The 24,328-nt window shown below is 47.1% G+C and carries 24 protein-coding genes and 3 pseudogenes; 22 read left to right on the top strand and 5 right to left on the bottom strand.

What is annotated here, in order from left to right; all coding sequences use genetic code 11:
• Positions 1-4 precede the first annotated feature (4 nt).
• On the bottom strand, positions 5-724 hold the full coding sequence (locus tag JCM17471_RS02685; protein ID WP_056993390.1) for a hypothetical protein: 720 nt from the start codon (positions 722-724) through the stop codon (positions 5-7).
• 172 nt (positions 725-896) lie between these two features.
• Here JCM17471_RS02685 and JCM17471_RS02680 point away from each other — a divergent pair, with 172 nt between their 5' ends.
• The 3 genes and pseudogenes from JCM17471_RS02680 (at position 897) to JCM17471_RS02670 (ending at position 5,333) form a co-directional block, all read left to right on the top strand.
• Positions 897-1,913 (top strand): linear amide C-N hydrolase, encoded by a 1,017-nt coding sequence (locus JCM17471_RS02680; protein ID WP_054776710.1) that lies wholly within the window; start codon positions 897-899, stop codon positions 1,911-1,913.
• Positions 1,914-2,129: 216 nt separating this feature from the next.
• Positions 2,130-4,111, top strand: a pseudogene (locus JCM17471_RS02675) (ABC transporter ATP-binding protein/permease).
• Positions 4,112-4,305: 194 nt separating this feature from the next.
• A pseudogene (locus JCM17471_RS02670) lies at positions 4,306-5,333 on the top strand (branched-chain amino acid aminotransferase).
• Positions 5,334-5,442: 109 nt separating this feature from the next.
• Here JCM17471_RS02670 and JCM17471_RS02665 read toward each other — a convergent pair.
• On the bottom strand, positions 5,443-6,318 hold the full coding sequence (locus JCM17471_RS02665) for an AraC family transcriptional regulator (protein WP_054776709.1): 876 nt from the start codon (positions 6,316-6,318) through the stop codon (positions 5,443-5,445).
• 128 nt (positions 6,319-6,446) lie between these two features.
• Here JCM17471_RS02665 and JCM17471_RS14895 point away from each other — a divergent pair, with 128 nt between their 5' ends.
• The 8 genes and pseudogenes from JCM17471_RS14895 (at position 6,447) to JCM17471_RS02630 (ending at position 12,413) form a co-directional block, all read left to right on the top strand.
• The gene (locus JCM17471_RS14895; RefSeq protein ID WP_225354100.1) at positions 6,447-6,671 is read left to right on the top strand and encodes a hypothetical protein; all 225 of its coding nucleotides are present in this window, start codon (positions 6,447-6,449) and stop codon (positions 6,669-6,671) included.
• Positions 6,668-7,816 (top strand): MFS transporter, encoded by a 1,149-nt coding sequence (locus JCM17471_RS02660; protein WP_263849396.1) that lies wholly within the window; start codon positions 6,668-6,670, stop codon positions 7,814-7,816. Before JCM17471_RS14895 ends, JCM17471_RS02660 begins: the two co-directional genes overlap by 4 nt.
• Complete coding sequence (locus JCM17471_RS02655) at positions 7,777-8,877, top strand: zinc-dependent alcohol dehydrogenase (protein ID WP_054776708.1); 1,101 nt, start codon at positions 7,777-7,779, stop codon at positions 8,875-8,877. The genes JCM17471_RS02660 and JCM17471_RS02655 overlap by 40 nt, the downstream gene beginning before the upstream one ends.
• A 12-nt stretch (positions 8,878-8,889) precedes the next feature.
• Positions 8,890-9,243 carry an HIT family protein gene (locus tag JCM17471_RS02650; RefSeq protein WP_225354099.1) on the top strand — a complete coding sequence of 118 codons (354 nt, stop codon included), beginning with the start codon at positions 8,890-8,892 and terminating at the stop codon, positions 9,241-9,243.
• Positions 9,244-9,327: 84 nt separating this feature from the next.
• A complete protein-coding gene (locus JCM17471_RS02645; protein WP_054776707.1) occupies positions 9,328-10,014 on the top strand; it encodes a D-lyxose/D-mannose family sugar isomerase in 687 nt (228 codons plus the stop codon).
• A 75-nt stretch (positions 10,015-10,089) separates the two neighbouring features.
• A pseudogene (gene xylB / locus JCM17471_RS02640) lies at positions 10,090-11,553 on the top strand (xylulokinase).
• 130 nt (positions 11,554-11,683) lie between these two features.
• Positions 11,684-11,989 (top strand): glycosyltransferase family 2 protein, encoded by a 306-nt coding sequence (locus JCM17471_RS02635; RefSeq protein ID WP_225354098.1) that lies wholly within the window; start codon positions 11,684-11,686, stop codon positions 11,987-11,989.
• Entirely contained in the window at positions 11,958-12,413 is a 456-nt protein-coding gene (locus JCM17471_RS02630; RefSeq protein WP_054776706.1) for a hypothetical protein, read from the top strand. The genes JCM17471_RS02635 and JCM17471_RS02630 overlap by 32 nt, the downstream gene beginning before the upstream one ends.
• 66 nt (positions 12,414-12,479) lie before the next feature.
• Here the strand turns inward: JCM17471_RS02630 and JCM17471_RS02625 are convergent, their stop codons facing one another.
• Positions 12,480-13,799: an FAD-dependent oxidoreductase gene (locus tag JCM17471_RS02625; RefSeq protein ID WP_054776705.1), complete on the bottom strand. Its 1,320-nt coding sequence runs from the start codon at positions 13,797-13,799 to the stop codon at positions 12,480-12,482.
• A 123-nt stretch (positions 13,800-13,922) separates the two neighbouring features.
• On the opposite strand from JCM17471_RS02625, the gene JCM17471_RS02620 reads away from it, so the two are divergent.
• On the top strand, positions 13,923-14,546 hold the full coding sequence (locus JCM17471_RS02620) for a TetR/AcrR family transcriptional regulator (protein WP_162208336.1): 624 nt from the start codon (positions 13,923-13,925) through the stop codon (positions 14,544-14,546).
• Positions 14,547-14,577: 31 nt separating this feature from the next.
• Here JCM17471_RS02620 and JCM17471_RS02615 read toward each other — a convergent pair whose 3' ends face one another.
• Positions 14,578-15,585: a helix-turn-helix transcriptional regulator gene (locus JCM17471_RS02615; protein WP_054776703.1), complete on the bottom strand. Its 1,008-nt coding sequence runs from the start codon at positions 15,583-15,585 to the stop codon at positions 14,578-14,580.
• A gap of 183 nt (positions 15,586-15,768) precedes the next feature.
• On the opposite strand from JCM17471_RS02615, the gene JCM17471_RS02610 reads away from it, so the two are divergent.
• Positions 15,769-16,101, top strand: coding sequence for a hypothetical protein (locus JCM17471_RS02610; RefSeq protein WP_054776702.1), 333 nt, complete (start codon positions 15,769-15,771; stop codon positions 16,099-16,101).
• Positions 16,102-16,205: 104 nt separating this feature from the next.
• Here JCM17471_RS02610 and JCM17471_RS02605 read toward each other — a convergent pair whose 3' ends face one another.
• Positions 16,206-16,598: a DUF1398 family protein gene (locus JCM17471_RS02605; protein ID WP_054776701.1), complete on the bottom strand. Its 393-nt coding sequence runs from the start codon at positions 16,596-16,598 to the stop codon at positions 16,206-16,208.
• Positions 16,599-16,937: 339 nt separating this feature from the next.
• Between JCM17471_RS02605 and JCM17471_RS02600 the strand changes: the two genes are divergently transcribed.
• From JCM17471_RS02600 to JCM17471_RS02565, 9 genes are all read left to right on the top strand, one after another.
• Positions 16,938-18,071 carry a multidrug effflux MFS transporter gene (locus tag JCM17471_RS02600; protein ID WP_054776700.1) on the top strand — a complete coding sequence of 378 codons (1,134 nt, stop codon included), beginning with the start codon at positions 16,938-16,940 and terminating at the stop codon, positions 18,069-18,071.
• Positions 18,072-18,467: 396 nt separating this feature from the next.
• Complete coding sequence (locus JCM17471_RS02595) at positions 18,468-19,319, top strand: MFS transporter (RefSeq protein WP_082395178.1); 852 nt, start codon at positions 18,468-18,470, stop codon at positions 19,317-19,319.
• Entirely contained in the window at positions 19,264-19,680 is a 417-nt protein-coding gene (locus JCM17471_RS13275; RefSeq protein WP_369395783.1) for an MFS transporter, read from the top strand. Before JCM17471_RS02595 ends, JCM17471_RS13275 begins: the two co-directional genes overlap by 56 nt.
• A gap of 128 nt (positions 19,681-19,808) precedes the next feature.
• Positions 19,809-20,258, top strand: a complete 450-nt coding sequence (locus JCM17471_RS02590; RefSeq protein WP_054776699.1) for a MarR family winged helix-turn-helix transcriptional regulator — start codon at positions 19,809-19,811, stop codon at positions 20,256-20,258.
• Between the two features lie 140 nt (positions 20,259-20,398).
• Complete coding sequence (locus tag JCM17471_RS02585; protein WP_054776698.1) at positions 20,399-20,920, top strand: TetR/AcrR family transcriptional regulator; 522 nt, start codon at positions 20,399-20,401, stop codon at positions 20,918-20,920.
• Between the two features lie 4 nt (positions 20,921-20,924).
• On the top strand, positions 20,925-21,986 hold the full coding sequence (locus JCM17471_RS02580) for an ABC transporter permease (protein WP_054776697.1): 1,062 nt from the start codon (positions 20,925-20,927) through the stop codon (positions 21,984-21,986).
• A gap of 4 nt (positions 21,987-21,990) precedes the next feature.
• Positions 21,991-22,665: an ABC transporter ATP-binding protein gene (locus JCM17471_RS02575; protein ID WP_054776696.1), complete on the top strand. Its 675-nt coding sequence runs from the start codon at positions 21,991-21,993 to the stop codon at positions 22,663-22,665.
• Between the two features lie 520 nt (positions 22,666-23,185).
• The gene (locus JCM17471_RS02570; protein WP_054776695.1) at positions 23,186-23,434 is read left to right on the top strand and encodes a hypothetical protein; all 249 of its coding nucleotides are present in this window, start codon (positions 23,186-23,188) and stop codon (positions 23,432-23,434) included.
• Between the two features lie 34 nt (positions 23,435-23,468).
• On the top strand, positions 23,469-24,194 hold the full coding sequence (locus JCM17471_RS02565; RefSeq protein ID WP_054776694.1) for a serine hydrolase: 726 nt from the start codon (positions 23,469-23,471) through the stop codon (positions 24,192-24,194).
• Positions 24,195-24,328 lie beyond the last annotated feature (134 nt).

Genomic DNA, 24,328 nt, shown 5'->3' with positions numbered 1-24,328 from the left:
TAGGTCATTGGCGAATATTGCTGACAATCAACTGGCCATCCGCGAGTCGCTGTAATTCCCACACTTCAGTGAAGCGCTCAATGTAGGCCTGGTCGTGTTGCGATTGGTTGTAGGCTGCTGGTTGGTCAGGATATTCAAAGTAGTCGCGGGCTTGAGCTGTGACAACCACGTGAGGTCGGTCCGGCGAGCTGGCTTCTTGTTCCAATTGAACAATGGCAACATTATCGAGGCGATTGATTTTGCCCTGTTTGCGCCAACGAAATAGAATCGCGCGTTGTAGGCCGAAGTATTTGGGTGTGAATGCTTGTTGTAGTGTTGCTTCATCATCTGCGGACCAGGCATCTTCTACCTTATAAAAGAGTGGTTCAAATTCTTTGGCCAAATCATCATCGATAGGATAAGGATCATGCGGTGCTTGCGCGTTACTCCGTGCCCGTCTCACGGCAAGTGTGGCTTGGTAAAACAAGAACACGCCAAAGGTGATCATTGTGCCAATAATGGCGCCGCGATTGCTAGTCGTGCCGCGGCCGTAGTAGGTGGTTGATCGACCACCACTCGTGCCGTCATTGTAGTAGCTCGTGGTGGTAGAGCCACCACCGCTACCCCCTGAGGTTCCACCCGTTCCGCCACCACCTGTCGAACCACCTGCACGAGCGGATACGGGTGTGATCGGTAAACAAATCATGATGAGGCCAATGCCAATAATGACTGCCCATTTTTTCAAAAATCGCATCGCTTTCGGTTTGATTACTCGTATTGTACCAGAGCGGGAAGCGAGTTTACAGACTGTGCCCAATTCGAAAGTGATTTGTCCACTATGTGATTATTTGCCAAATGACATCAAAAGGATTATTCTTTCTCGTTGATAATATGAATTAACGAAGGGGCGATAGCGTTTGTGTACAGGAATTAAGTTGGAAGCTGTGAGTGGTGAAATCTTCTGGGGTCGCACAATGGATTTGGCCGCTGGTATGTTTGGTGAAGACGCGGAAAACGCGATGCCATCAAGCATCATCAATGTGCCTAAAAACATTGAGATGAAGAGTGCCTTGAAGTCGTGGACCAGCAAGTATGCGGCAGTTGGCGTCGGCGGCACGGATACGATTGCGCTCTACGATGGCGTGAATGAAAAGGGATTGGCCGGTGATATCCAAGTTTTGATGGAATGTACCCGTGCCTCTAATGAAGCCATCGAAGCGCGGCATCAGATTCCGGTGATCGGTGAAGAGTTCGTGACCTATATTTTGACGCAATACGCTAGTGTCGAAGCGATTCGCGCCGACTACACCAAGTTTGCCTTGAGTGATCAGCCTTTTATCAAAGGCTTAGATTTGCAGATTCCCGCGCATTACACATTCGTTGATCCAACAGGTGACAGCGTCGTGCTCGAACCCGTTAACGATGGTGCCTTCAAGATGTATGACAATGTGGGTGTGGTGACGAATAGCCCAGAATACAATTGGCACACCACCAATCTGCGCAATTACATCGGACTCAATCGCATGAACGTGACGACGGATAAGCCAATGAATGCGCATTTGACCCTGAAGCCAATTGAAGCAGGCACCGGTTATGGGCTGTTTGGTCTTCCTGGTGATTTCACTTCGGTATCACGCTTTACTCGCGCAGCCGTTGTGGCTAACTATATGGATGACTTTGCCAAGGAAGAGGGCATCAACCAACTCTATGCGGCATTTCGGTCCGTGATTATTCCCCGCGGTCTCGAACATGCCGATGCTAACAGTCCACTGACGGACTATACGCGTTACTGGGCGGGGTATGATTTGAGCCAACGCAAGCTCTACGTTCAGAGCGGTAACGGGTTAGCGGTCAGCGAGAAGACGATCGATGAGACGCTAACAGCAATGACTTATACGCCAGTTGATACCGGCAACAATGTTCATGTTCTTTAATATTTAGCCAAAAACCGGGAGCAAACATCGACGTTTGTTTCCGGTTTTTGATGACTTGCTAACCCAATTTTTTCTGAAAATCAGTCCCCAGTCCGGTGCGAATATTGACCCAAGCGAGTATTGTTATTTCTGTACTCGAAAAACGAGAAAATATTTTACATTGATAGTGAAATTGCTTATTATGGGGCAGTTAGCATCAAGAAGGGAAGCGTGGGTATGGCATTTTTAGAATTAGACGGGATACATAAAAGTTATTATCTCGGCAAAGAAGAATTCCCAGTATTAAAAGGTATTAGCTTAGATTTTGAACGGGGCGAATTTGTTTCCATCCTCGGGGAATCCGGGGGCGGGAAATCTACCCTGATGAACATTATCGGTGGCCTCGACCGTCAGTTTACCGGTCAGGTGAAGATTGACGGTAAGGTTCTGGATCACAGCAAAGAAAAAGAAATGGATGCCTATCGGCGCGGCACCATTGGTTATATCTATCAATCGTACAACCTGATTTCACATCTCAGCGTGCTGGACAATGTCTTGATCTCACTCGACATGACCACGCTCAATCGCGAGGAACGCAAACAACGCGCGATCGACCTGTTGAACCAGGTTGGTCTCGGCGACCAAATGAAGAAGCACCCAAACAAATTATCTGGGGGGCAAAAACAGCGGGTCGCGATTGCACGCGCGTTGGCCTCTGATCCAAAGATTATTATCGCGGATGAACCGACTGGTGCGCTTGATTCACAGAACACCAAAGAAGTGCTGGAATTGCTCGATGGCATTGCGGCTCAAGGCAAATTAGTCATCGCGGTGACCCACTCACAAGAAGTGGCCGATTATGGGACACGTATCGTGCACTTGGCCGATGGTGTGATTGATAACGAAACGCGTTTAAAAGACGCTTATCCCGTGCAAGAGGACCAAGGGCTTGCCCCACGTAAAATGCCTGCTCAGGCAACATTCCGGAATGCCTATAGTCATTTGACCTACAACTTCTGGCGCAATTCCCTGATTATGTTAGGGACTGGGATTGGGTTGTTTGCGGTTCTGCTGTTCTCTGGTTTGGGGAATGGGGTGAATGCCTTCATTCAAGACCAGATCAACTCTCTGGTCAATCCACACTCGATTAATGTCATGAAGGTGGATTCCACGAAGAAGTTGGGGAGCGCCGCGGCACAAGCCAAAATGGCGCAGATGGCCAATGACCCGACGAAGATGGCCATATCGGACAAGCAACTCGCCTCACTCGAGCATCTAAAGGGTGTTGACGCTGTTGAACCCGGATATGCCTTTGCTGGCTTTACCGCGACTTATAATGGTAAGCACAGCAATGGTAACGGCCTGAAGACCTGGACTAAGGCCTATACAGATAATTCTGTGACGTATGGTAAGGCACCTACAGGTAATGGCGATACGATTTTGATTAGCAAGAATGTGGCTGTTGGTCTGATGGGGACCAAGGACTGGAAGCAGGCCATTGGCAAAACGATTAAGATCAGTATGCCTTGGCTCTCCAAGGCCGGCCAGCCGGTCCAAGCCATTCGCGATGTAAAGGTTGTTGGGATCTCCGACAGTGGCCAGACATCAGTCACGGTGATGAGCTATTCATCTGCCAAGAAGATGTTAGAATCGGTTAAGGCTGATACCAGTCCAACATTTGTTTCGGTCAATGCGAAGTCACTGGATAACGTGAAGTCGATTGCCAAGAAGATCAATAATATCAAGGTGAATGGCCGTTATGCCTTCTTAGGGATTACGTTGGTGACTTGCTCGATACCGTGCAACAATACGTCGGGTTAGCCTCTACAGCACTCTCCGCAATCGCTGGTGTTTCCCTGATTGTTTCGGCATTGATGATTATTGTGACCATGTACATGTCCGTTTCCGAACGGACCAAGGAAATTGGGATTCTGCGGGCATTGGGCCAATCCAAGGGCGATATTCGCTTGCTGTTCACTTCTGAATCTATCCTGATTGGTTTGTTCTCACTGGTCCCAGCATTCGTCTTAGCTTATGGTATTGGGGCACTATTGAATAGCGCGCTCTCAAGTATTGTCAGTTTCAACTTCATCCAAATCACGGGTGGTAATATCCTGACAACGATTGTGTTAGCCATCTTGATCAGTTTCTTGGCAGCACTTCTGCCAGCTAACCGCGCATCTAAGATGAACCCAATCGACGCATTATCAGCCGATTAATGCTTGAGAAGGTCCTAATCGGACGCATCGTTAAAGTTGAAAGATTTGCTTCATAAAAAATAAAGGGCGTCACCACAATCAACTGGTTGTGATGACGCCTTTTTGTGCAGCGGAATAACACTTGTAATTGATGCTGAGATTGTTTATCATTGTTCTAACATTATTTTCTAATCATACTGGAAGAAGGACTTGCTATGACTGTTGATATCAATTGGGACGAACTCGGATTTAACTATATGGATTTGCCGTATCGCTACATCGCGCGTGGAAGGACGGCGCGTGGGATGAAGGTCAGTTGAGTACAAATAATCAACTCACCATCAGCGAAGGCAGCCCGATTCTGCATTACGGTCAAGGCGCGTTTGAGGGCATGAAGGCCTATCGCACAAAGGATGGTCAGATTCAACTCTTTCGGCCTGATCGCAATGCCAAGCGCATGCAAGACTCTGCCGAAAAACTCTTGATGCCATCGTTATCGGTTGAGCGCTTCGTTGATGCAGCCAAACAGGTGGTGGCCGCTAACAATGAGTATGTGCCACCTTACGGGACTGGTGCCACATTGTATTTGCGGCCGACATTAATCGGAGTGGGTGACAATATTGGTGTGTCACCAGCCACAGAGTATATCTTTACGATTTTTGCCATGCCGGTTGGACCTTACTTCAAGGGCGGCATGGTCCCAACGCGGTTCATTGTGGCCGATCAATTCGATCGCGCCGCTCATTTTGGGACCGGGCAAAGCAAGGTTGGCGGGAATTACGCGGCCAGCTTACAGGCCGGCAAGTTTGCCCATGAGAATGGTTATGGGGATGCCATCTACCTGGATCCGATAGAACATCGTTACATAGAAGAGGTTGGTTCTGCCAATTTCTTTGCGATTACCAAGGATGGCAAGCAATTGCAGACGCCACAATCGCCATCCATTTTGCCAAGTATCACCAAATATTCAATTCTGGACTTGGCTCGCGAACGGTTGGGAATGGAAACAATCGAAACCCAAATTGATATCCATGACCTCGATCAATTCGCCGAAGCGGGCGCATGTGGGACGGCGGCCGTCATCACACCTATTCAAAGTATTACCTACCACAGCCAAGAACATCTCTTCGGCGATGGCACCACGGGACCGCTGACACAGCGACTTTACGATGAATTAACCGGTATCCAATTCGGTGATGTGGAAGCACCGGAAGGTTGGATTGTACCGGTGAATGTTGACTAATGCGTGTTTTGTCGGCCAATAAAGGTTAAATGAAAAAGACTAATCCAATAAAAAGGGCATATCGCCGTTAACGAATTACCGTTAGCGGCGATATGCCTCTTTTTGTTGTTTAGGATTGCGGCTGTGTCGTCACATCAAAGTCATCGGAAAGAATAACATTTTGGCGGTGACTCAAACGAACCGTGCGCCGATATTCGCGCGGTGTTTGTTGTTCGTACTTTAGTAAGAGCTTGCTGAAATAGTTATTGTTCAACCCAACCGTATTAGCAATGGCTTCAATGGTTTGGTCGGTGTGCTCAAGCAACTGCTTGCCATAACGTAGACGTTCCTGTTGGATAAACTGATTTGGGGTGATATGCAAGGTTCGCCGAAAAAGTTGATTCAAGTACGCCTTGCTATAAGGAAAGTGAGTAGCGAGTTCTTCAAGCGTCAATGAATCAGACAAATGCTGTTCAATGTATGTGATGACGGGTTTCACTTCGGCTGGCAAAGTATTGTGAGCGATTAGAGTGCTGGTAAAAATATTTTGGGTCGAAACCAGTTGAACCAATTGCAATAGGACGGTTTTGGTCAAGCTATCAATTAGTGCCAATGTTTTGGCATCGAGCAGTGTTGCCCACTCACTTTTTTGAATCAATTGGAGAATGTAGGTGATGTTCATGGTAATTGCACTATCGCCGATTTTTAAGACGGGATACTGAAAAATGGGTGCAATGATTGGCGTCAATGAGGGGTCAATATTAAATTTCCAATCAATGATCTGTGCTTGCTTTAAGAATGTGTATTCATGAGGCGTATCAGGCGTAATGAGCACCCAATTGCCTGGAACGAGTTTGTAGTGCTCATGTCCAAGCGTTAGCTCAATTTGACCAGAAACAACATACTGTGCCTGATAAAACTGGTGTTTGTGGTGAGAAATGGTTTGCATTGGTTGATAGGAGCGACCACTCATCCAAAGCACATTCAATTGTGAATCGCGAACCATAAAAACTCCTTTATCGAAAAAGCGAAAAAGACAGCCCAGGTGAGCGATTGTAATCGCTTACTCGACATTATAATGTATTTATCGATTAGGCCTAATCAATAAAACTTTAAAACTAGGGAGGTGTCGCGATGGATGAGTCAAAGATTGGCCAAAGTGCTCGCCGAAAAGTACGTTGGCATTTACTACCATATCTCTTTATCGTCTACTTTGTGGCATTTTTGGATCGAAGTAGTATCACGTATGCCTCAATCGGCGGCATGGACAAAAGTCTCGGATTGAGTGCGACAACTTATGGGTTAATCGCAGGGATCTTCTTCATTGGGTATTTCATTTTGGGATTCCTGGCAACATGATGCTTGAACGAATTGGCGCTCGCCGTTGGATTGGGATTATCCTGATTGGCTGGGGTGCTGTGACATTGGTGACTGGATTCGTTAATTCAGCGGTTGAATTATCGGTTCTACGTTTCTTGCTTGGGACGGCGGAAGCAGCACTGTTCCCAGGAATGACACTTATCATTACTTATTGGGTGCTGTCACGTGAGCGTGCGGCAGCTGTCGCGTTATTCATGATCGCGCCACCATTGGCTAACTCGTTTGGGGCCCCGGTTTCAACATTAATTATAACCCAGATTCATCAAGTGATGGGTTTAGATGGTTGGCGGTGGTTATTCATCTTAGTGGGGATTCCAGCCGTGGTTTTAGGTTTCATCACGTTCTGGTACTTAAATGATGATCCATCAAAAGCAAAGTGGCTCACGACGGATGAAAAGAAGTGGTTAACCACAGCGTTAGATGAAGATCGCCTGGCCGCATCACAACATGGCGAAATCACGGCACCCTTTAAGGAAGCTTTCAAGAATAAACAGGTCTGGTTAATGACAATTATGAACGTTTTCTATGTTATGGGGCTGTACGGATTGACGTTCTGGCTACCACAAATGGTGCGTTCACTCAGCAGTAAGAATTCCACGATGATGGTCGGCTGGCTCACAGCCATTCCGTATCTGTTAGGTGCCATTGCACTGGTCTTGAATGCACGCAGTTCTGATGCGACAGGAGAACGGATTTGGCACACCGCACTGAGTGCCATTGTTGGAGGAATTGGGTTGTTTGGGGCTGCACTAGCACCGAACCCCGTTGTCTCATTCCTGTTCTTATGTGTTACCGCTATTGGGGTTTATGCATGGTCGGGTCCTTATTGGGCCATTACAACCAATATTGACCCACGTATAGCGGCCGTTGGCTTAGGGATTGTGAATGCGTTAGGAAATCTGGGTGGCTTTGTCAGCCCATATGCTGTTGGTTGGTTAAACGATACTAGTGGTAGTTCTCAAATGGGGGATGTTGTTCCTCGCGGCGGCACTGGTTATCGCAGGGGTAATTGTGATTATGTTACGACGCACAGAAGTTGGCCAAAAATTGATTTTGGCTGTCAAACATTAGGAGGAAAAGAATTATGGTTCGTAAAATGGTTGTACCAGACATGGAGTGGGTAGACGAAAAAGCACCAGACACACAACAAGTTGCTGTTATGGAAACAGTTGGCAAGATCGATATTAAGTATGCAAAGATTCCCCATGCCAAGGATGGCGAAATTCGTGTCGATGTCAAATGGGTTGGTATTTGTGGGAGCGACCTCGAAGTCTATCGTGGTGCGCGGACACCAGAATTTTTGACCTATCCGATGCGTCTAGGGCATGAAGTTGCGGGCATTATCGATGAAGTTGGGCCAAATGTGGTTGGTTTGAAGGTCGGGGATCATGTGGCATTGCGATATGTTTGGGGTGCCTTTGCCGAATACATTACTTGCGATCCGTTCTCAGCTGTTGTTTTGCCACCAGCATTTCCACTGATGCATGGTTCGTTGATTGAAATCACACCAACGATTCTGACAGCGATGGAACGTGGCGAAATCAGCCAAGCTAAGAATGTCTTAATCATGGGCCAAGGTGTGAGTGGGTTGCAATTGACGCAATTTGCTAACTTATATAGTCCTAAGAACTTAGTAGTGACTGACTTATTCGATGAAAAGTTGGCTCTGGGCAAGAAGTTTGGCGCGACAAAGACCTATAAGATTCCAACACCAGATACCCGCACCATGGATATTGTAGGAAAGGACTTCCCAGATGGATTCGATGTTGTTATTCCAGCCCGTTTGGAAGGTAACTCTGTGATCGATGCACTCGATGCAACGGCGCAAAATGGGAAACTCGTCATGTATGGTGGTATTGGTAAGACAGACAGTACGATTGATTTCTTCAAGATGCATCGTCGGCGTGTTGACATCTACACAACTGAACCTAAGCGTGACATTGATAACCACCGCTTGCTTCGTGAAGGCCGTGACATGGTTATTAATGGCTTGATCAACACAGAAGAAACTGTTACCAACATCTTCCCATTATCTAAGATTGAAGAAGCCTTCCAATTGCGTAATGACACTCGCGGTGATGTGATTCATGTCATGATTGATTGTGATGCGACGCATGATGATGGTCGTTACGATAATGGCAACATTCCTGCTGAAGTCCATGAACCAACAATCAGTGATTTATAGGAAGTGACTGTGATGAAATCTCGTTATCGTGATGGGTGTTTCTACTGTGAACACAATCAAACACAAGTTGAACGCATGGTACCAATCATACCACTTGATGTTTCAACATTTTATCTGAATCGGGACCAGACACATCCTGGCCGTGCGATTGTGGCGCTCGACTGGCACGTTGATGAACTTTTCGAATTGACAGCGCCGATGCGTCAGGCCTTTATCGATGATGTTGCTCAAGCTGCTGCTATTCTCAAAGAGTACACAGGTGCAAGCAAAATTAATTATGGCATTTACGGAGATACCGTTTCACATCTACATTTTCATTTAGTGCCAAAACTGCCGAGCGACGCAGACTGGATGATGCATTCGTGAATAATCCAAGTGATGTTACTCCCAAAAGTGATGCTGAACTCGCACCAATGATTAATGACTTAAGAAAGCTGGTCGATCAAAATTATGAAACGCTCAGAAATTAACCATATTGTTGATGAATTATTGGATTTTGCTGAGGAACACAAAGTTTATTTCCCTAAGTTTGCATCCTGGACACCTGAAATGGTGGCCAATGCAGATAATCATTATGCTGAAATCTTTGACACCATGTTAGGTTGGGATGTGACTGATTTTGGGAGTGATGACTTTGCTAAGCGAGGCCTAGCAGTCTTCACCTTCCGGAATGGGAGTTACCATAATCCTGAAAAATATCCAAAGATTTATTGTGAGAAGCTGTTAGCGCTTGAAGATGGTCAGGAGTTACCCATGCACTATCATCAATTAAAGTCGGAAGATACAATTAATCGTGGCGGTGGCATTCTAGACATTACTGTTTACAATGCAACTGATGACGACAAGCTCGACGAAAATGATGTGCACGTGGTCAAAGATGGTGAAACGATTACGGTGGCAGCTGGGAGTGTGATTTCACTTGAACCTGGCGAAAGTGTGACAATGACGCCTCGGATCTATCACCGCTGGCAAGGACGCCCAGGGACTGGTAAAGTCATGGTGTGGGAAGTCTCAAGTACCAATGATGATAATACCGATAATTACTTCCTTGAATCAGTGCCACGGTTCAGCCATGTTGATGAGGACGAACCAATCAAGCACGTCTTATTCGCCGATTATCCAACACTCAGAAAGTAACGGTATGAACAAAAAGGAGATTGGCCGATGCGTTTACGGCAAATCTCCTTTTTGATAACGAAAGGATGAATGAAAATGGCAGTTGTACTAGGAATCGACTTAGGTACCAGTGCAGTCAAAGTTTCCGCGGTGTCACCCACGGGGAGAAGTTGTGGCCCAGGCAAGTGAAGCTTATCCGCTGAATAATCCGCAACCCGGCTATTATGAACAGGATCCAATAGATTGGACCAATGCAACGATTGCCGCGATTCATACGTTGCTATCCACTGAAATTGCCCCAGGTGAAGTCTACGGCATCAGTTTTTCCGGCCAGATGCATTCCTTAGTGGTGTTGAATCAACGCCGTGAAGTGATTCGTCCGGCAATTTTGTGGAATGATACAAGAAGTAGTGAAGAAGCGCAGTGGCTTAACCATGAGTTCGGGGACAAGTTAATCGAAATCACAGGCAATCAAGCACTGCCTGGGTTCACATTAACCAAATTATTGTGGCTCGCTCGCCACGAAACGGCGACATATGAACAGATTGCACACATCATGTTACCGAGGACTATGTGCGGTTACAGATAACGGATCAAATCGCGACAGATTTCTCTGATGCTGCAGGGACGTTACTATTTGATTTACACACCCAACAGTGGAGTGATGTGATTATTGATCGGATCAAACTCAAGCCAGAGATTTTGCCGCCACTATTGGCAGCTGATGCGCAAGCGGGGACGGTAACCGCATCATTTTCTGACCGCACCGGATTGATTACTGGTACACCCGTCTTTACTGGCGCTGCCGATAACGCAGCGGGCGCAATTGGCGCGGGTGTTTTGAATCCGGACCAAGGGCTGGTTAGTATCGGTACTTCGGGCGTTGTTCTCAAAGGTGAAGAGCAAGCCGGCGATTATGCAGGTGAATTACAATTTGAGGCATTAGGCCCAAATAAGCGTTATTACTCGATGGGTGTGACCTTGGCAGCAGGTTATAGCCTCTCTTGGTTTAAGCAAACGTTTGCGGCCAACATGAGCTTTGATGAGTTAGTGGCTTTGGCCGAAACCAGTATTCCCGGCGCTCACGGGCTTTTATTCACGCCGTATATTGTTGGTGAGCGAACACCACATAATGATGGCCATGTTCGTGGTAGCTTTATTGGCATTGACAGTCAGCATACACTCGCTGATTTTGCGCGTGCTGTTTTTGAAGGCATTACCTATTCGCTGAATGATATCTTTAAAATTTATGAGCAGGCAGGTACACCAATTCATCAGGCAGTGGCAATTGGTGGCGGCGCTAAGAGTGCTTTTTGGCTACAACTGCAAGCGGATATCTTCAATGTACCGGTCATTCAATTAGCAAATGAACAAGGCCCTGGGATGGGCGCAGCTGTACTAGCTGCCGTTGGATTAGGTTGGTTTGGCTCTGTCGATGAAGCGGCGCAGTCAATCGTTAGTCAGAAAGCAACGATCCCACCAGAATCTGATGCTGTTTCGATTTACCAACAGCAATATCAACGTTACACACAGATTTACGCAAACACAAAGATCCTTTAATTTAAAATAGCGTTGGGATTGCTTGAAGCATTCGCAACGCTATTTTGATGGGCCGAGACTGATTCTTTGACGCCAAGATACAAAGGTGGTTAACTAACCACAATTATATGAACTTGAGGAGTGAATCAATTTGGCAGAAACACCATTAATTACGGTTGTAGTCCCAACATATAACCTGGGACATTATTTTGATGATAGCTTGGCAAGCATTCAGGCACAGACTTACGCCAACTACGAAGTCTACCTGATTGATGATGCCTCAACGGACGGCACGGCTAAGCGGGTTGATGCGGCAGCTAGCGATGAACGCTATCATGTCATTCACTTCGATACGCATCGTGGTGTCTCTGTGGCCCGCAATTACGGGCTGGATCGTGCCAAGGGAGAATTCGTGACGTTTGTTGATGGCGACGATCAGCTCGAACCCGATTTTTGAGCACCATGCGGATGGCATTGCCCAAGGGCCAGCGGATGTGATTACAGTTGGTTATAACTGGGGACGCTGGTTTGAATCAGCACGTGCACACGGCAATGGCTGGCAGCGCGTTTCTAAGCGCGCCATGTTTGATGCTGTGCGTGCCCGTGGCGATGCGATTGGCGGCTACGTGTGGAACAAGGCCTTCCGTGTCGCACTGCTACGTGAAAACAAGATTCGGTACGATGAATCATTAGCGCTGGCTGAAGACTTATTGTTCACAACTGAGGCGGTGGTGGCATCAGATAATTTCTGGTTCAACCCAGCAGTGATGTACCAGAAAATTAATCGGCCGGGCAGTACGATTCACAGTGCCACCGGTGAGATGCGTCGCACAGAACAACAGGTGCGTCGACACATGGACGAGCTCGGTCGTGGCCTATAGGGCCTGTATGAGATGAATTTAAAAAAGCGTCACCCATAGCGGGTGGCGCTTTTTGCGTACAGGAACTTAAAGCATATCGACTGCCTTTTGAGCAGCAGTAGTGACAATATGATCCGGTGTATTGAATTCAGGCTGGAAGAAGAGATCAGCTTCTGCTAATTGTTGAACGGTGAAGTGAGCTTGAATGGCGACACTAATTACATTGATAGTTGCGGTCAAATCGGCCGTCGACATGAGTTGGGCACCGAGAACAGCACCGGTTTCGGGATTGTAGAAGAGGTTGAACCAATCGGTGGCCTGCTGTGCTGCTGGTGTATTGCTTAACAGATGCGGTTGCTTGATGGCGATGGTTGCCACAGGAATACCAGCTTGCTCAGCACTGGTTTGGTTTAAGCCGGTGGCGGCAAAGGTGTAATCAAATAATCGTAGTGCAGATGTCCCTTGGATACCATCAAAAGGTATGGTTGGTGTTAACAGATTGGCGACTGCGATGCGTGCTTCATGACGTGTATTCCCACTTAGTGCAATCGGCTGGCGGGCGCCCGTCAAGGTGGAGCGGCTCATGGTTGCGTCTCCGATAGCAAAGACATCTGGTGCACTGGTTTGCATATAGTCGTCAGTTTCAATCATACCGTTTGGTAGCAAGGTCAATTGATCTTTTAACCATGCGGTATCAGGTTGGACACCGATAGCTAAGATGACCAAATCTGCCGGGTAGGTGGCAGTATCGGTCTCAACTGCAGTGACTTGGTGATCGTGGTTACCGATGAAAGCTTTGGTCGCTTCACCGAGAACGAGGTTAACACCGTGATCTTGGAGTGCATCTTCGAGTTCAGTGGTGAATTCAGGTGCCAAGTATCGTGCCAAAATACGATCACTGATATCCATTAGTGTGACCTGTTTGCCCATTTTCGCGAAGCTTTCAGCCATGCTGACGCCGATATAGCCAGCCCCGACAATAGTAATATTTGTCATATCAGGCTGTTGGCTGAGTTTTTGACGCAGCGTCGTTAGTGCTTGACGATTGGGAATGGTTTGGATATTGTCCAACTCAATGCCAGGAATGGGTAATTGGCGAGTGGTGGAACCTGGGCTCAGAATTAATTTATCGTAGTGAACGGTTTCTGTTTTTCCCGTCGCGATGACCTTGGTTTCGATTTGATGCGCTTCAGTGTGCAGTGCAGTGACCTGTGTGCCATCAAACAAGGTGACACCCTTGGCAGCTAACGTTCGGCGTTGGCTGGCATCTTCCTCGTGAGACCAAGCAGCGGCAACACTGATGCTACCTTGATCGTACCAACCGATTGTGGCATCGGGATAATGCGCCATAACGCCATTAACTGCCGCGTAGCCACCATGTGAAGCACCAACAATAATAATGTGCATGTTTGTTTTCTCCTTTAAAGTACAATTTGTATCTTACTGTGAAGAAGATACGCCGGCTGCTGCATATTGTCAATAAGATACGTAGCGAATCTTATTTTTTAGAGTACACTAGAAGAAAATATGTTGCTAAGGAGGCAAATATGGCACAACGGCGACGGGGGGGATGCGCTGCAAGAAGATATCTATGCAGCGACCTATCACTTACTAGAAACAGAGGGTTATCAAGGTGTTACTTTTGCGCGAGTGGCCCGAGGCGCGCAGACAAGTCGCTCAGTTTTGTATCGGTATTATGACAATGTGTTTGATTTGGTATTTGAAACAATCATGGCGCAAATTCAAGCGGTTGGCGACGTGTTACGCGCGGATAATCTTGATCAAGGTAATCTGCGTGCAACGCTGATTTATGTTGGTGAACAGTTTGCGCAGCAGGTGAGCAGTGCACCCCAGAAGTACTTGCGGAATTTGTTCTCAGAAATGATGCAACAACGCGACCAGGAGCGAGTGGACCGCATCCTTGATATTGCAACGACAAACAATCGTGCCATTATGGATGACGTTATTGTACAGGCATTGAAGCGAGGCGAACTAACCCATCGGCCTACTGCAGATGCGCAATTAGTGATATTTCAATTGATTCGCTATCACTACATGGTTGGTAATCGCACGCTGGATACGACTGAACTGACACATCTTGTTGATCATGTCATTCTGCCGGCCATGCGACATTATGACACTAATGAAGATTAAAAAGCGCCACCCTTAAATGGGTGACGCTTTTTTAGATAAAGAATCGCGGTTGCTCACCATCATGGTTACCAATATCGCCATTGTACAGCGATTGCATCTGGGCAATAACATCTTTCACTTCATCGACGAAATGTTGTGGACTGAGCACTTTTAGCATATTGCCCTGACTCAGTACCCACATCTTCAAACCTTTGTCAGAAGCATGGGCGCGAATCGTGACACTGTCGCGAGCAGGGGCTGGATGCGGATGGCGCGCAATGACTTTTGCGGAAGGTAGGCGATCGAGCGCGGCCTCCTCAATGCCCCAGAATTCAAAGACGATATCTTCAGCAGGACCGTTGTACATGAAGGGGATGTTCTTGCGCAGGGCACCTTCATCATAGCGATTGGCGTAGGTCGTCACGCGAGGGCGTTTGAGCCGTTTGTATTCTTGGATGCGATCAATACGATAGAAGCGCTCTTCTTGTGCGTTGAGGTCAGTGGCGATGAGATAGAAGTAAAACTCGGAAAAGAAAATCGCCTTGGGCAAAATTTCTGGTGTGGACTGTTGTTGCAGGCGACTGCCGTAACTCATTTTGACGGATTCACCTTTTAAGATGAATTGACTGAAATCCCAGATGCGATCAATCAGTGGCTGATTGTGTTGCAAGGGGGCGTAATCGAAGCTCTCAATATTAATGATGCGATCGACCAGCAGTCGTTGATCTGGCGAAACCAATTGGCGTAGCGCATCGGTCAATTCGTTTGTTTCCGTGACATTCAACGCCCGATTGGCCAAAATAATTTTAATCGTGACGAGGATTTGAGCATTCGTTAATTGGTGGTCCCGGAGCTGCAATTCAAAAGTGTGCTGCGCGGAATTGTAGTCGATGCGCTGATCTAGCCCTTCGCCTTCAAAGAAGCCATTGAGCGCGCTGATATCACGCTGGATGGTGCGAAAGCTGGTATCAAAATGCTCTGCGAGTTCAACCTTGGTAAACTGTTTATGATGTTGTAAGGCATTGAGAATATATAATTGTCGATAGGCACTCGATTTCATTAAACCATCTCCGAGTATTCAAATATATTTACTTTTAGTATACGCGAAGGGGAGACAATATGTGACCTAGAGGATGATGCAAAAAGTTTATGGGAATAAGACTGGCTGTTTTGTGAATCCTCGTAATAGGAACGAGGCATGTATTGCGCTAGAATGGGGGCAAAACACAAGGGTGGGATAAGTATGCAAGAAATACCACAAGTTTTACAAGATGTGATTTCAATGACGAATAATGGCGACTCAACTGGCTTTGTTGACCTATTCGATGCGACGACGGGTGTGATCGATGATTGGGGCAATAAATACGTCGGCAGCAAGCAGATTGCGAGTTGGAATCAAACCGATAATATTGGCAAGAAATCTCAATTTACATTAGTTGATGCAACCCAAGAATCTAGAAATCAGTGGTTACTGCATCTTGCGGTGGCTGGTAACGGCTTTAACGGGACCAGTCCATTTCGGTTTGTACTGACTGATGAAGGCAAGATTGCGTCGATGCAGATTGTGCCAGATTAATGCGAATCAAGCGAGAAGGAGGTAGCCACCCGAAAGGATGACCACCTCCTTCTTTGTTTGCGTCAAATATTCACGCACTCGCGGTGGTGTCAGAAAAATGAACGTTACAGACCTGGAATGGGTTCAACTAAGAGTGCTTGATGCTGATTGTCATAGTAAGTAACAGTTTTGGCAATCAAGTCTGATTGCCAAACAGGAACGCCCGCTTCCCCGGCTAGTTCACAGAAGCGCTCAAAATCAAATTCACCGGCTTGCGCACCACGAACAGCGGCTTTGATTTTGTCAGCACTGCTGTTTGTTGCCACCGGTTTGGGAACACCATTCATCGGTAAATCAACGTGCGTATTGGCATCAAAGTACCGATAGATGCCTTCAGAAACGAGATAATCATAGCGAATAACGCCTAGTGCTTTGAAGTCTTGCATCAATTTGGCGAATCCACCCGCATCCGCCTCATTGTTGACGGCGGCTTCAATATCGCGATAGTTAAGTGTCATTGTGTCTTCTCCTTTTAAAATGATTATAGCGATTGTGGCTTTGAAAAACAGTTTCCGATATTTACAGACGATGATGCAACGCATAGAAATAACCATGGCAGTTATACAGTCAGAATTGTCGTTATTCACTGCATCCGTAAAGGCAACTGGCTGTGTTGCCTTTATTCTAAACATTTGATACACTGACCGGACTGAAAACAAACGAAATGGGGTGTGGTCAATGCAATACGTGCAATATATTGCGAGTGTGACCGTAAGTGATTAAGGACGTTTTTCATCAGATTACAATTGAGGAGAAAAACATGAAAACGTCCAGAAAAAGTACCATCATTACTATTAATTATTGTTCTCGTAGGCTTCCCACAGATCAGTGAATCCATCTTCACGCCTGTATTACCCGCACTGAGTCAGGGGTTCCACGTGAGCGCGCAAACCGCGCAGCTCACCATGAGCAGTTACTTCGTCGCTTTTGCCTTTGGTGTGGTTATTTGGGGCAACTTGGCCGATCGGTTTGGTCGTCGTCCGGCTATGCTTGGTGGGATTATGATCTATCTCATCGGTAATCTCGGTCTGTGGCTTGCCGACGACTTCAATTTATTACTTGCTGCGCGATTAATCCAGGCTTTCGGCGCTAGTGCGGGGTCAGTTGTGACCCAAACTATGATGCGAGAATCCTTTAGTGGCGTGCGCGGCGCCCAGGTCTTTGCCAAAGTGAGTGCAGCCATGGCGTTGTCACCCGCATTGGGACCGCTAATCGGTGGCTTAGCCCAGACCTATTTTGGCTATCGTGGTGTCTTCAGTACCTTGATTGCGATGGCGACAGTGATCCTGCTGTACGCGGGTCTGCGGTTGCCAGAGACACGCGTCGCCACCGAATATCAACAGGTCAATCTGTGGCAACTGATTATCCGATTGCTGACAGATCAGCGTGTGTGGGCCTACAGCTTGGTGATCGCTGGCATCAATGGGATCTTATTCAGTTATTACGCTGAAGCCCCATTTATTTTCATCGATTACTTCAAGCTGAGCCCCATTCAATATGGTGCGCTCGGGTTAGTCATCGCCTTCGCCAGTTTGGCTGGGGCGATGCTTGTGAATCGTTTGGTTCTGCGCTACACAGCAGTGGCAGTCGCCAAAAGTGGGTTAGTGCTGGCTTTGATTTGTAGCGGTGGTTTACTGGCTGCGAGTTTACAAACGAGTTTTATCGGCATGCTTGTCGGTATCTTCGGGGTCTTTCTGGGATTAAATATCACATTACCGATGGCATTGAATCTCGCTTTAATCGGTTATGAAGATGTGATGGGCAGCGCGAGTGGGATGTTTAGCTTTGGCTATTATCTACTTATCAGCGCGCTCACGTATCTCATGAGTCGGATGCACGATGGCACCATCACGCGCTTGCCGCTCTATATGGTGGGCGTGATTGCGGCCATGCTGATTGTATACGGTGTGACAGTAAGGAAAAATAACTAGTGAGGCCGTGATATCCACAAAGATGGATGTCACGGCTTTTTAGTATTCGCTAGTGCTCACGGCCAAAGCGTGGGGTTTCACACTCTAAACGCGCTCCAAAAGGCAAAACATTCCGGTTAGCTCAGCTTTGCTGAAGCCACAGACCGGCTTCTAACAAAGCTATTGCTAATCCTCATGTTCTAACCGCCTTTTGTCACGCTCTAAACGCGCTCCAAGTCCCAACAATCTCCGTCTAGCTACTTTTCACTCGTGCCATGGCTGGCACCACGTTCAAAGTTTGCTAGTACTCGATTGTTACCCGGGCCTTGTCGCGCTCTTTTCAGAAAATCATTGACAAAATATGCAATTGCATCTATTATTAATAATGCACTTGCATGTAAATGAAAAGAGGATATTATGAACGCGAAGAAAAGAAACTTGATTGCCATTATTCTACTGGTGACGGCTTTTGTTGCCTTATTGAACCAGACGCTGATGATTACCGCTTTGCCGGTGATGGCGAAGACACTGCACATTTCGCTGAATTTGGCTCAGTGGCTGACAGCTGGTTATGTGTTGACCGTGGGATTGATCACACCGATTTCAGCAAATTTGATTGAAAAATTCACCAGTCGTCAGATTTTCCTGAGCATCGTTTTAGTCTTTATTCTGGGGACATTGATTGGACCGCTCACCAATAATTTTGCCATTATTCTATTGGGGCGGCTGATTCAGGCCGCTGCCGGTGGGGTCTTAGTGACTTTCGTGATGGTCAGCATGATCTCACTCTATGCACCTGAACAACGTGGATTGGTCATGGGCTATGTCTCACTGGTTATCTCAGCCGGTCCAGCGATTGGGCCAACACTGTCAGGGTTAATCATGAATTTCTATCCTTGGCAGGCGTTGTTCTACCTCATCTTGCCCATCATGATTCTGGCTTTCATCGCCGGTTGGTTATGGTTGCCCAACTATACGGAAAAGCACGCCACAACAATCGATGTTCGCTCGGTGATCAGTTCCATTCTCGGGATTGGCTTAATAATGAGTAGTATTTCGATTTTGCGCAAACGTGTTGTTGGCAAGCGCAATGTTAGTCATTGGGATAATTGCCACGCTGTACTTTATCCGGCGACAATTCAATCTCAAAACACCATTGTTGGATCTGAATCTGTTCAAACAGCCCAGCTTCAGCATGATGATTGTGAGCTTGATGCTGATCTTTGCGATTCTCATGGGGACGGAAGCGCTGATTCCGGTCTATGTTGAGAATGTCTTACACCACAGCAGTTTGATTGCGGGATTGGTCATGTTACCGGGGGCATTTGCCAATGCGATTACGGCACCCATTGTGGGTCGGTTTTACGATCGTTATGGGGTCAAGTGGCCACTGCTGATCGGTAGTGGGCTGCTCGTTGTGTCATCATTGCCATTCTTTTGGATGACCGCGCAAACTTCGCTCTGGTGGTTAGGTTTTGTCTATATCGTGCGGATGATTGGTGTTTCAATGATGTTGTCGACGGTCACGACGGAATCGCTCAGTGACTTGCCACTGAAGTCGATCGGTTACGGGACGGCGTTGAACAATACCTTACGCCAAATCAGTGGCTCGGCTGCCAATACCATTTGATTATGGTCAGTCTGATTCCAGCTCAATTATTGAGCGGATATCGATTGAGTATGGGCATTATTTTGTTGGCGTTATACTGGTAACAGTCATTGTCGCTATCTATGTCATGAAGTATGGAAAGGAACCTCATGGAACCAGTAACTGATAAACTCGAAAAATGGGTCTCAATGTATAATCGGGTCATTCGCGAATGGCTCAATCGTGAACTGCGCGATTTCGATGATCTCAACGAGAGTAACTATTACTACATTCTCATCGTGTGTGAACATCCGGGACTGGCACAGTCGGAATTGATTCAGTATATCTATCGGGAACAGAGCATCGTTACCAAGGCAGTACGTTACTTGGTCAGTAAGGGTTGGATTGAGATGACGAAGGATCCAGCCGATCGTCGGCGTTCGGTGGTCTCACCAACGCAAAAGGCACACGACGCTTATCCAAAGTTGAAACGCATCGCGAGCCAGGCGAATGCTTTTGCCACAGAAGGACTTGAACCGGATGAGGCCAGACAACTGGAAAGCCTCCTCAAGAAGGCCTTATTGCCATTACCGGGAATCGATAAATTTTGGCTCGCATAAGGTCACCTCAAAATATTGTGTCTCAGTCAGTCGATTGAGCCACAATTATTTTTTATTTTAAAAAGTTGACACGGTGTCACCTTTTGGGGTATGCTACTCGATGTTGACACGGTGTCACTTTTTCGAGAGGGGAACATAACATGGTTTCAAAAACATTTGAGAGCTTACATGATGACAAAAAAGCACGCGTTACAAGTGCGTTATTAACAGAATTTTCGACATACAGTCTGGATGAGGCGCAGGTCGCTCGTATCGTCAAAGACGCAGATATCGCTCGTGGCGCCTTTTATAAATACTTTGATGACTTGGCGGATGCTTATCGCTACATCTATGGTGTGGCAATGCAGGATATCCACGCGCAATTGCGGCCACAAGGCGATTACGATGCGCAGACGTATCTCGATCAGGTTGAACAGTTCGTTGATCAGGTGCAAGACAGTCAGTACTATGCATTGATTCAACAGCACTTTACGAATAATACGGACCGCGTGACCCAGCCCAATCTGGCTCGAGCGGAGCAGATGACAAGTCTTGCCAGTAATGTGTGGGCGGCTTCGATTCTGAGTCACGAAACAATCAAGCAGATTATGTTGTATCCGGAATTGAAATCAGCATTGTTGCAGCAGTTGCAACGCACCCTGATTTCACTAGGAAAGGACTGATAAGATGTTTTTAGCATTGAAGGAAATCAAACACGAAAAGTTACGGTATGGATTGATTATCGGCATGATTGTGTTAATCAGTTATCTGGTTTATTTTCTGAGTGGGTTGGCCTTCGGGTTAGCGCAACAGAACACGCAAGCCATCGATTCATGGCAGATTCAGCGCGTGGTGCTCAATAAGGATGCCAATGTGAACATGAGTCAGTCGATGCTGACCACTAAGGAAGCGAGCCAACTCAAGTTAACGGATAAAGAAGCATACTTGGGTCAGGCGCCTGTTGTGGTGAATGCCAGCAACCGGCAAAAAGACTCTGCACAGTTCGTTGGGCTTGAACGCCAACAGTTTATTGCGAAGAATCTCAAATTGACCAGTGGCCACAAAGTTGAAGCAGCAAACCAAATCGTTGCCGATGATCAGTTGGAACAAGACGGTTACAAATTAGGTGACAAGGTTAAGCTCAATTCGCTCTCACAAAAATATGAGATTGTCGGCTTTACGCACAACGCCAAACTCTCTGTTGCTCCAGTTGTCTATGGTGATCTGTCAATATGGCGTACGCTAAAGAACTTGCCTGATAGCTTCAAGGCCGGTGCGGTGGTGTCACAGTCAGCCAGCTATCGCGCAAAGGGTAGTGACTTGTCGACGTATACCATCAAGGCTTTCATTAATAAGCTGCCGGGTTATTCTGCTCAGAATACGACGTTTACCTTCATGATTGTCTTCTTGATGTTGATTTCATTGATCGTGATTGCAGTGTTCTTGTACATTCTGACGATTCAAAAAATTCAGAACTATGCGGTTTTACGTGCGCAAGGTGTGCCCGCTAAGGTGCTGGTGCGTTCAACATTAGGCCAAGCCACAATTCTTGTGGTGAGCGGTCTGGTGATTGGTGCGGCATTGACCGGCTTGACAGCAGTCGCCATTCCAACGGCTGTTCCAATCAGCTTCAACATGCCAATCCTCGCTGGCGTCACTGTCGGTATTTTGATTACTGGATTGATTGGGGCACTCATTCCTGTTCGCGTGATTACACGGGTCGATCCAATGACCGTGATTGGAGGTTAAACACATGGCAACAATCGAATTAACAAACATCAATAAGTCGTTTGGTAGTGGTAGTAGCCAAATCGACGTGCTTAAAAATATTAATTTCAGTGCCAATAAAGGCGAATTGAGCTTGGTTTTAGGGCCATCCGGTTCCGGTAAAAGCACCTTTTTGACCATTGCCGGTGGGATTCAAACACCGACAAGTGGGCAGGTTGTTGTCGAAGATGAAGCACTCGAAAGCTTGTCTGCTAAACAACGCGACGCCCTGCGGCTGCAACGTATTGGCTTCATTTTGCAGGCCTATAGTTTGATTCCGTATCTGACAGTTGCCGAGCAATTCCAATTGGTGGATCGCATCAAAGCGAGTGATAATCTCGATGCAGCCCAACTCGAGCAGTTACTCGATCAATTGGGCATTGCGGATCTCACGCACAAGTATCCCAGTGAATTGTCCGGTGGGCAGACACAGCGGGTGGCGATTGCCCGCGCACTCTACGCGAATCCGGATATCGTGTTAGCGGATGAACCCACAGCGGCTTTAGACAGCTCGCGTGTGGAAGTCGTGGGCCAGTTGTTACACGATTTGGCAAAGTCACAGGATAAGGCAATCGTCGTGGTTACCCACGATTTGCGGTTACGCGATTTCGCAGACCACATCTATGAAATTATGGATGGTGAGATGAAAGAAACCGCCTGATACTGCAAATAAAATAGAGGGGGTTGTGATAAAAACGTAATTTTGTCACAACCCCTGTTTCAATTTCCGAACAAACTAGACTAATCGCGTTCCAAAAGACTGAAAATTTCGGTTAACAAAGAAGTGTGCGAACTCGCGCTTAGCAACTGAGCACCAGCATAGGGTCGTGTAATTGGCGTTTTATGCCAATAACGAACCAAGCTGGGCGCAAGTTGTTGCGAGTTCAAACACGTTAATGGATTGATTTAAAAGCCTAAGTTCGGGCTTTAGCATCAATCCTTGTTAATCCTCCCACTCAAAGCGTCTTTTGTCACAGCTTCCTCAATTTTGCGTCGTGGTACATCCGCTTGATTCACCGTATAATAAAGAAAACAGTGGCTTGCAGGAGGACACGGGATGACAGAAGTAATGGGAGTTGAGTGGGTGACAGGGGATAAAGCGACATCGCGGCGAGCAGCTTTACCGCCACGGCGACAATCAATGCCATCTGGGCCAAAAACGGCCTAAGTGGGGAGGCGTGATGGCTGTGGCGGTAATCGCATTAGTCGTTATTCTGGGCGGCTTTTATTTGGTCATGAAGCCACATGCCAAACGGTCATCCACACGAGAAGAGGTTTCGAGCCAGGTGACGAGATCAGCGAAACAGACGACTTCTAGCCAAAATTTCAAAAGCAACGGCATCGTCTCAGGTATCGGCCATATCAAGCTCAAAACGGGCGACTTCGGCGGCCGTTACCTGGAATCAGGCGGCGGTTCGAGCAGAAATTAATCGATATATCACGCCACTAGCAGGCACAAATTCGGTGTATGTCACACCAATGAATGCGAGCCAGCCACTTGTCATCAACAATCGGCCCCAACGTGCCGCCAGTACGATCAAATTATTTATTCTCGCAACCGCCTATGCTAAGGTGAGCCGTGGTCAGTTTAATTTGGATCAGCACTACACGTTACAGGAAACTGATAAAGTTGGTGGCACCGGGGTTTTAGGCGGTCAAGCAGCGGGCACAATACTCTCATATCGAGATTTATTAAACGATATGATTACGCAGAGCGACAATACGGCCACCAATATCATCATCAATTTGGTGGGTGGGATGCCTGCAGTGAACGCCGAAATTAGGCAATTGGGCGCACGTGACAGTCAGCTGAATCGCAAAATGATGGATACCGCGAAACTCACTGCCGGTGTAGATAATGTCACTTCGGTTCAAGATGTGGGTCACTTGTTGCAGCGATTGTATCGCCATCAGTTGCTTTCGGCGGATGCTGACACGCAGATGTTGAATATTTTGCAGCGGACGCAGAATCACAGTAAGTTGCCCGCTAGCCTGCCCGCAACAGCTACGGTGTACAACAAAACCGGAGAATTCGGGGATTATGGTGTGCAAAATGATGCAGCCATTATTGCTGATAAGAAGGGCGCTTTTGTCGCTGTTGTGATGTGCCAAAATGGCAATGAGGCGGCTCAAATCAGTGCGATGCGCCAGCTTGGGAGCGCGTTGTACAGGGATTTAATAGTTGCTTGAGTTGTGTGACTAGACTTTTGTCATCCAGTTTGCTATATTTTACTGATTAACTATCGCCGGATAGACAGTGATCCAACGATTCCGTAGGCCAATGTGGAATCGTTTGGGGACACTGTCTTTTTGCGCTTGAATTG

Source organism: Lacticaseibacillus saniviri JCM 17471 = DSM 24301, from assembly GCF_001311785.1.
Taxonomy (GTDB): Bacteria; Bacillota; Bacilli; order Lactobacillales; family Lactobacillaceae; genus Lacticaseibacillus; species Lacticaseibacillus saniviri.
Note: the sequence above shows the minus strand (reverse complement) of the source record. Positions and strands in the feature narration are given on the sequence as shown.

Excerpts from the sequence above, each read along its gene's own strand:
- JCM17471_RS02665 (WP_054776709.1), bottom strand. The coding sequence starts at position 6,318 with ATGGTTCGCGATTCACAATTGAATGTGCTTTGGATGAGTGGTCGCTCC.
- JCM17471_RS14895 (WP_225354100.1), top strand. The coding sequence starts at position 6,447 with ATGGATGAGTCAAAGATTGGCCAAAGTGCTCGCCGAAAAGTACGTTGG.
- JCM17471_RS02660 (WP_263849396.1), top strand. The coding sequence starts at position 6,668 with ATGATGCTTGAACGAATTGGCGCTCGCCGTTGGATTGGGATTATCCTG.
- JCM17471_RS02655 (WP_054776708.1), top strand. The coding sequence starts at position 7,777 with ATGGTTCGTAAAATGGTTGTACCAGACATGGAGTGGGTAGACGAAAAA.
- JCM17471_RS02650 (WP_225354099.1), top strand. The coding sequence starts at position 8,890 with ATGAAATCTCGTTATCGTGATGGGTGTTTCTACTGTGAACACAATCAA.
- JCM17471_RS02645 (WP_054776707.1), top strand. The coding sequence starts at position 9,328 with ATGAAACGCTCAGAAATTAACCATATTGTTGATGAATTATTGGATTTT.
- JCM17471_RS02630 (WP_054776706.1), top strand. The coding sequence starts at position 11,958 with ATGGCGACGATCAGCTCGAACCCGATTTTTGAGCACCATGCGGATGGC.
- JCM17471_RS02625 (WP_054776705.1), bottom strand. The coding sequence starts at position 13,799 with ATGCACATTATTATTGTTGGTGCTTCACATGGTGGCTACGCGGCAGTT.
- JCM17471_RS02615 (WP_054776703.1), bottom strand. The coding sequence starts at position 15,585 with ATGAAATCGAGTGCCTATCGACAATTATATATTCTCAATGCCTTACAA.
- JCM17471_RS02610 (WP_054776702.1), top strand. The coding sequence starts at position 15,769 with ATGCAAGAAATACCACAAGTTTTACAAGATGTGATTTCAATGACGAAT.
- JCM17471_RS02605 (WP_054776701.1), bottom strand. The coding sequence starts at position 16,598 with ATGACACTTAACTATCGCGATATTGAAGCCGCCGTCAACAATGAGGCG.
- JCM17471_RS02595 (WP_082395178.1), top strand. The coding sequence starts at position 18,468 with ATGAACGCGAAGAAAAGAAACTTGATTGCCATTATTCTACTGGTGACG.
- JCM17471_RS13275 (WP_369395783.1), top strand. The coding sequence starts at position 19,264 with ATGCTGATCTTTGCGATTCTCATGGGGACGGAAGCGCTGATTCCGGTC.
- JCM17471_RS02590 (WP_054776699.1), top strand. The coding sequence starts at position 19,809 with ATGGAACCAGTAACTGATAAACTCGAAAAATGGGTCTCAATGTATAAT.
- JCM17471_RS02585 (WP_054776698.1), top strand. The coding sequence starts at position 20,399 with ATGGTTTCAAAAACATTTGAGAGCTTACATGATGACAAAAAAGCACGC.
- JCM17471_RS02580 (WP_054776697.1), top strand. The coding sequence starts at position 20,925 with ATGTTTTTAGCATTGAAGGAAATCAAACACGAAAAGTTACGGTATGGA.
- JCM17471_RS02575 (WP_054776696.1), top strand. The coding sequence starts at position 21,991 with ATGGCAACAATCGAATTAACAAACATCAATAAGTCGTTTGGTAGTGGT.
- JCM17471_RS02570 (WP_054776695.1), top strand. The coding sequence starts at position 23,186 with ATGGCTGTGGCGGTAATCGCATTAGTCGTTATTCTGGGCGGCTTTTAT.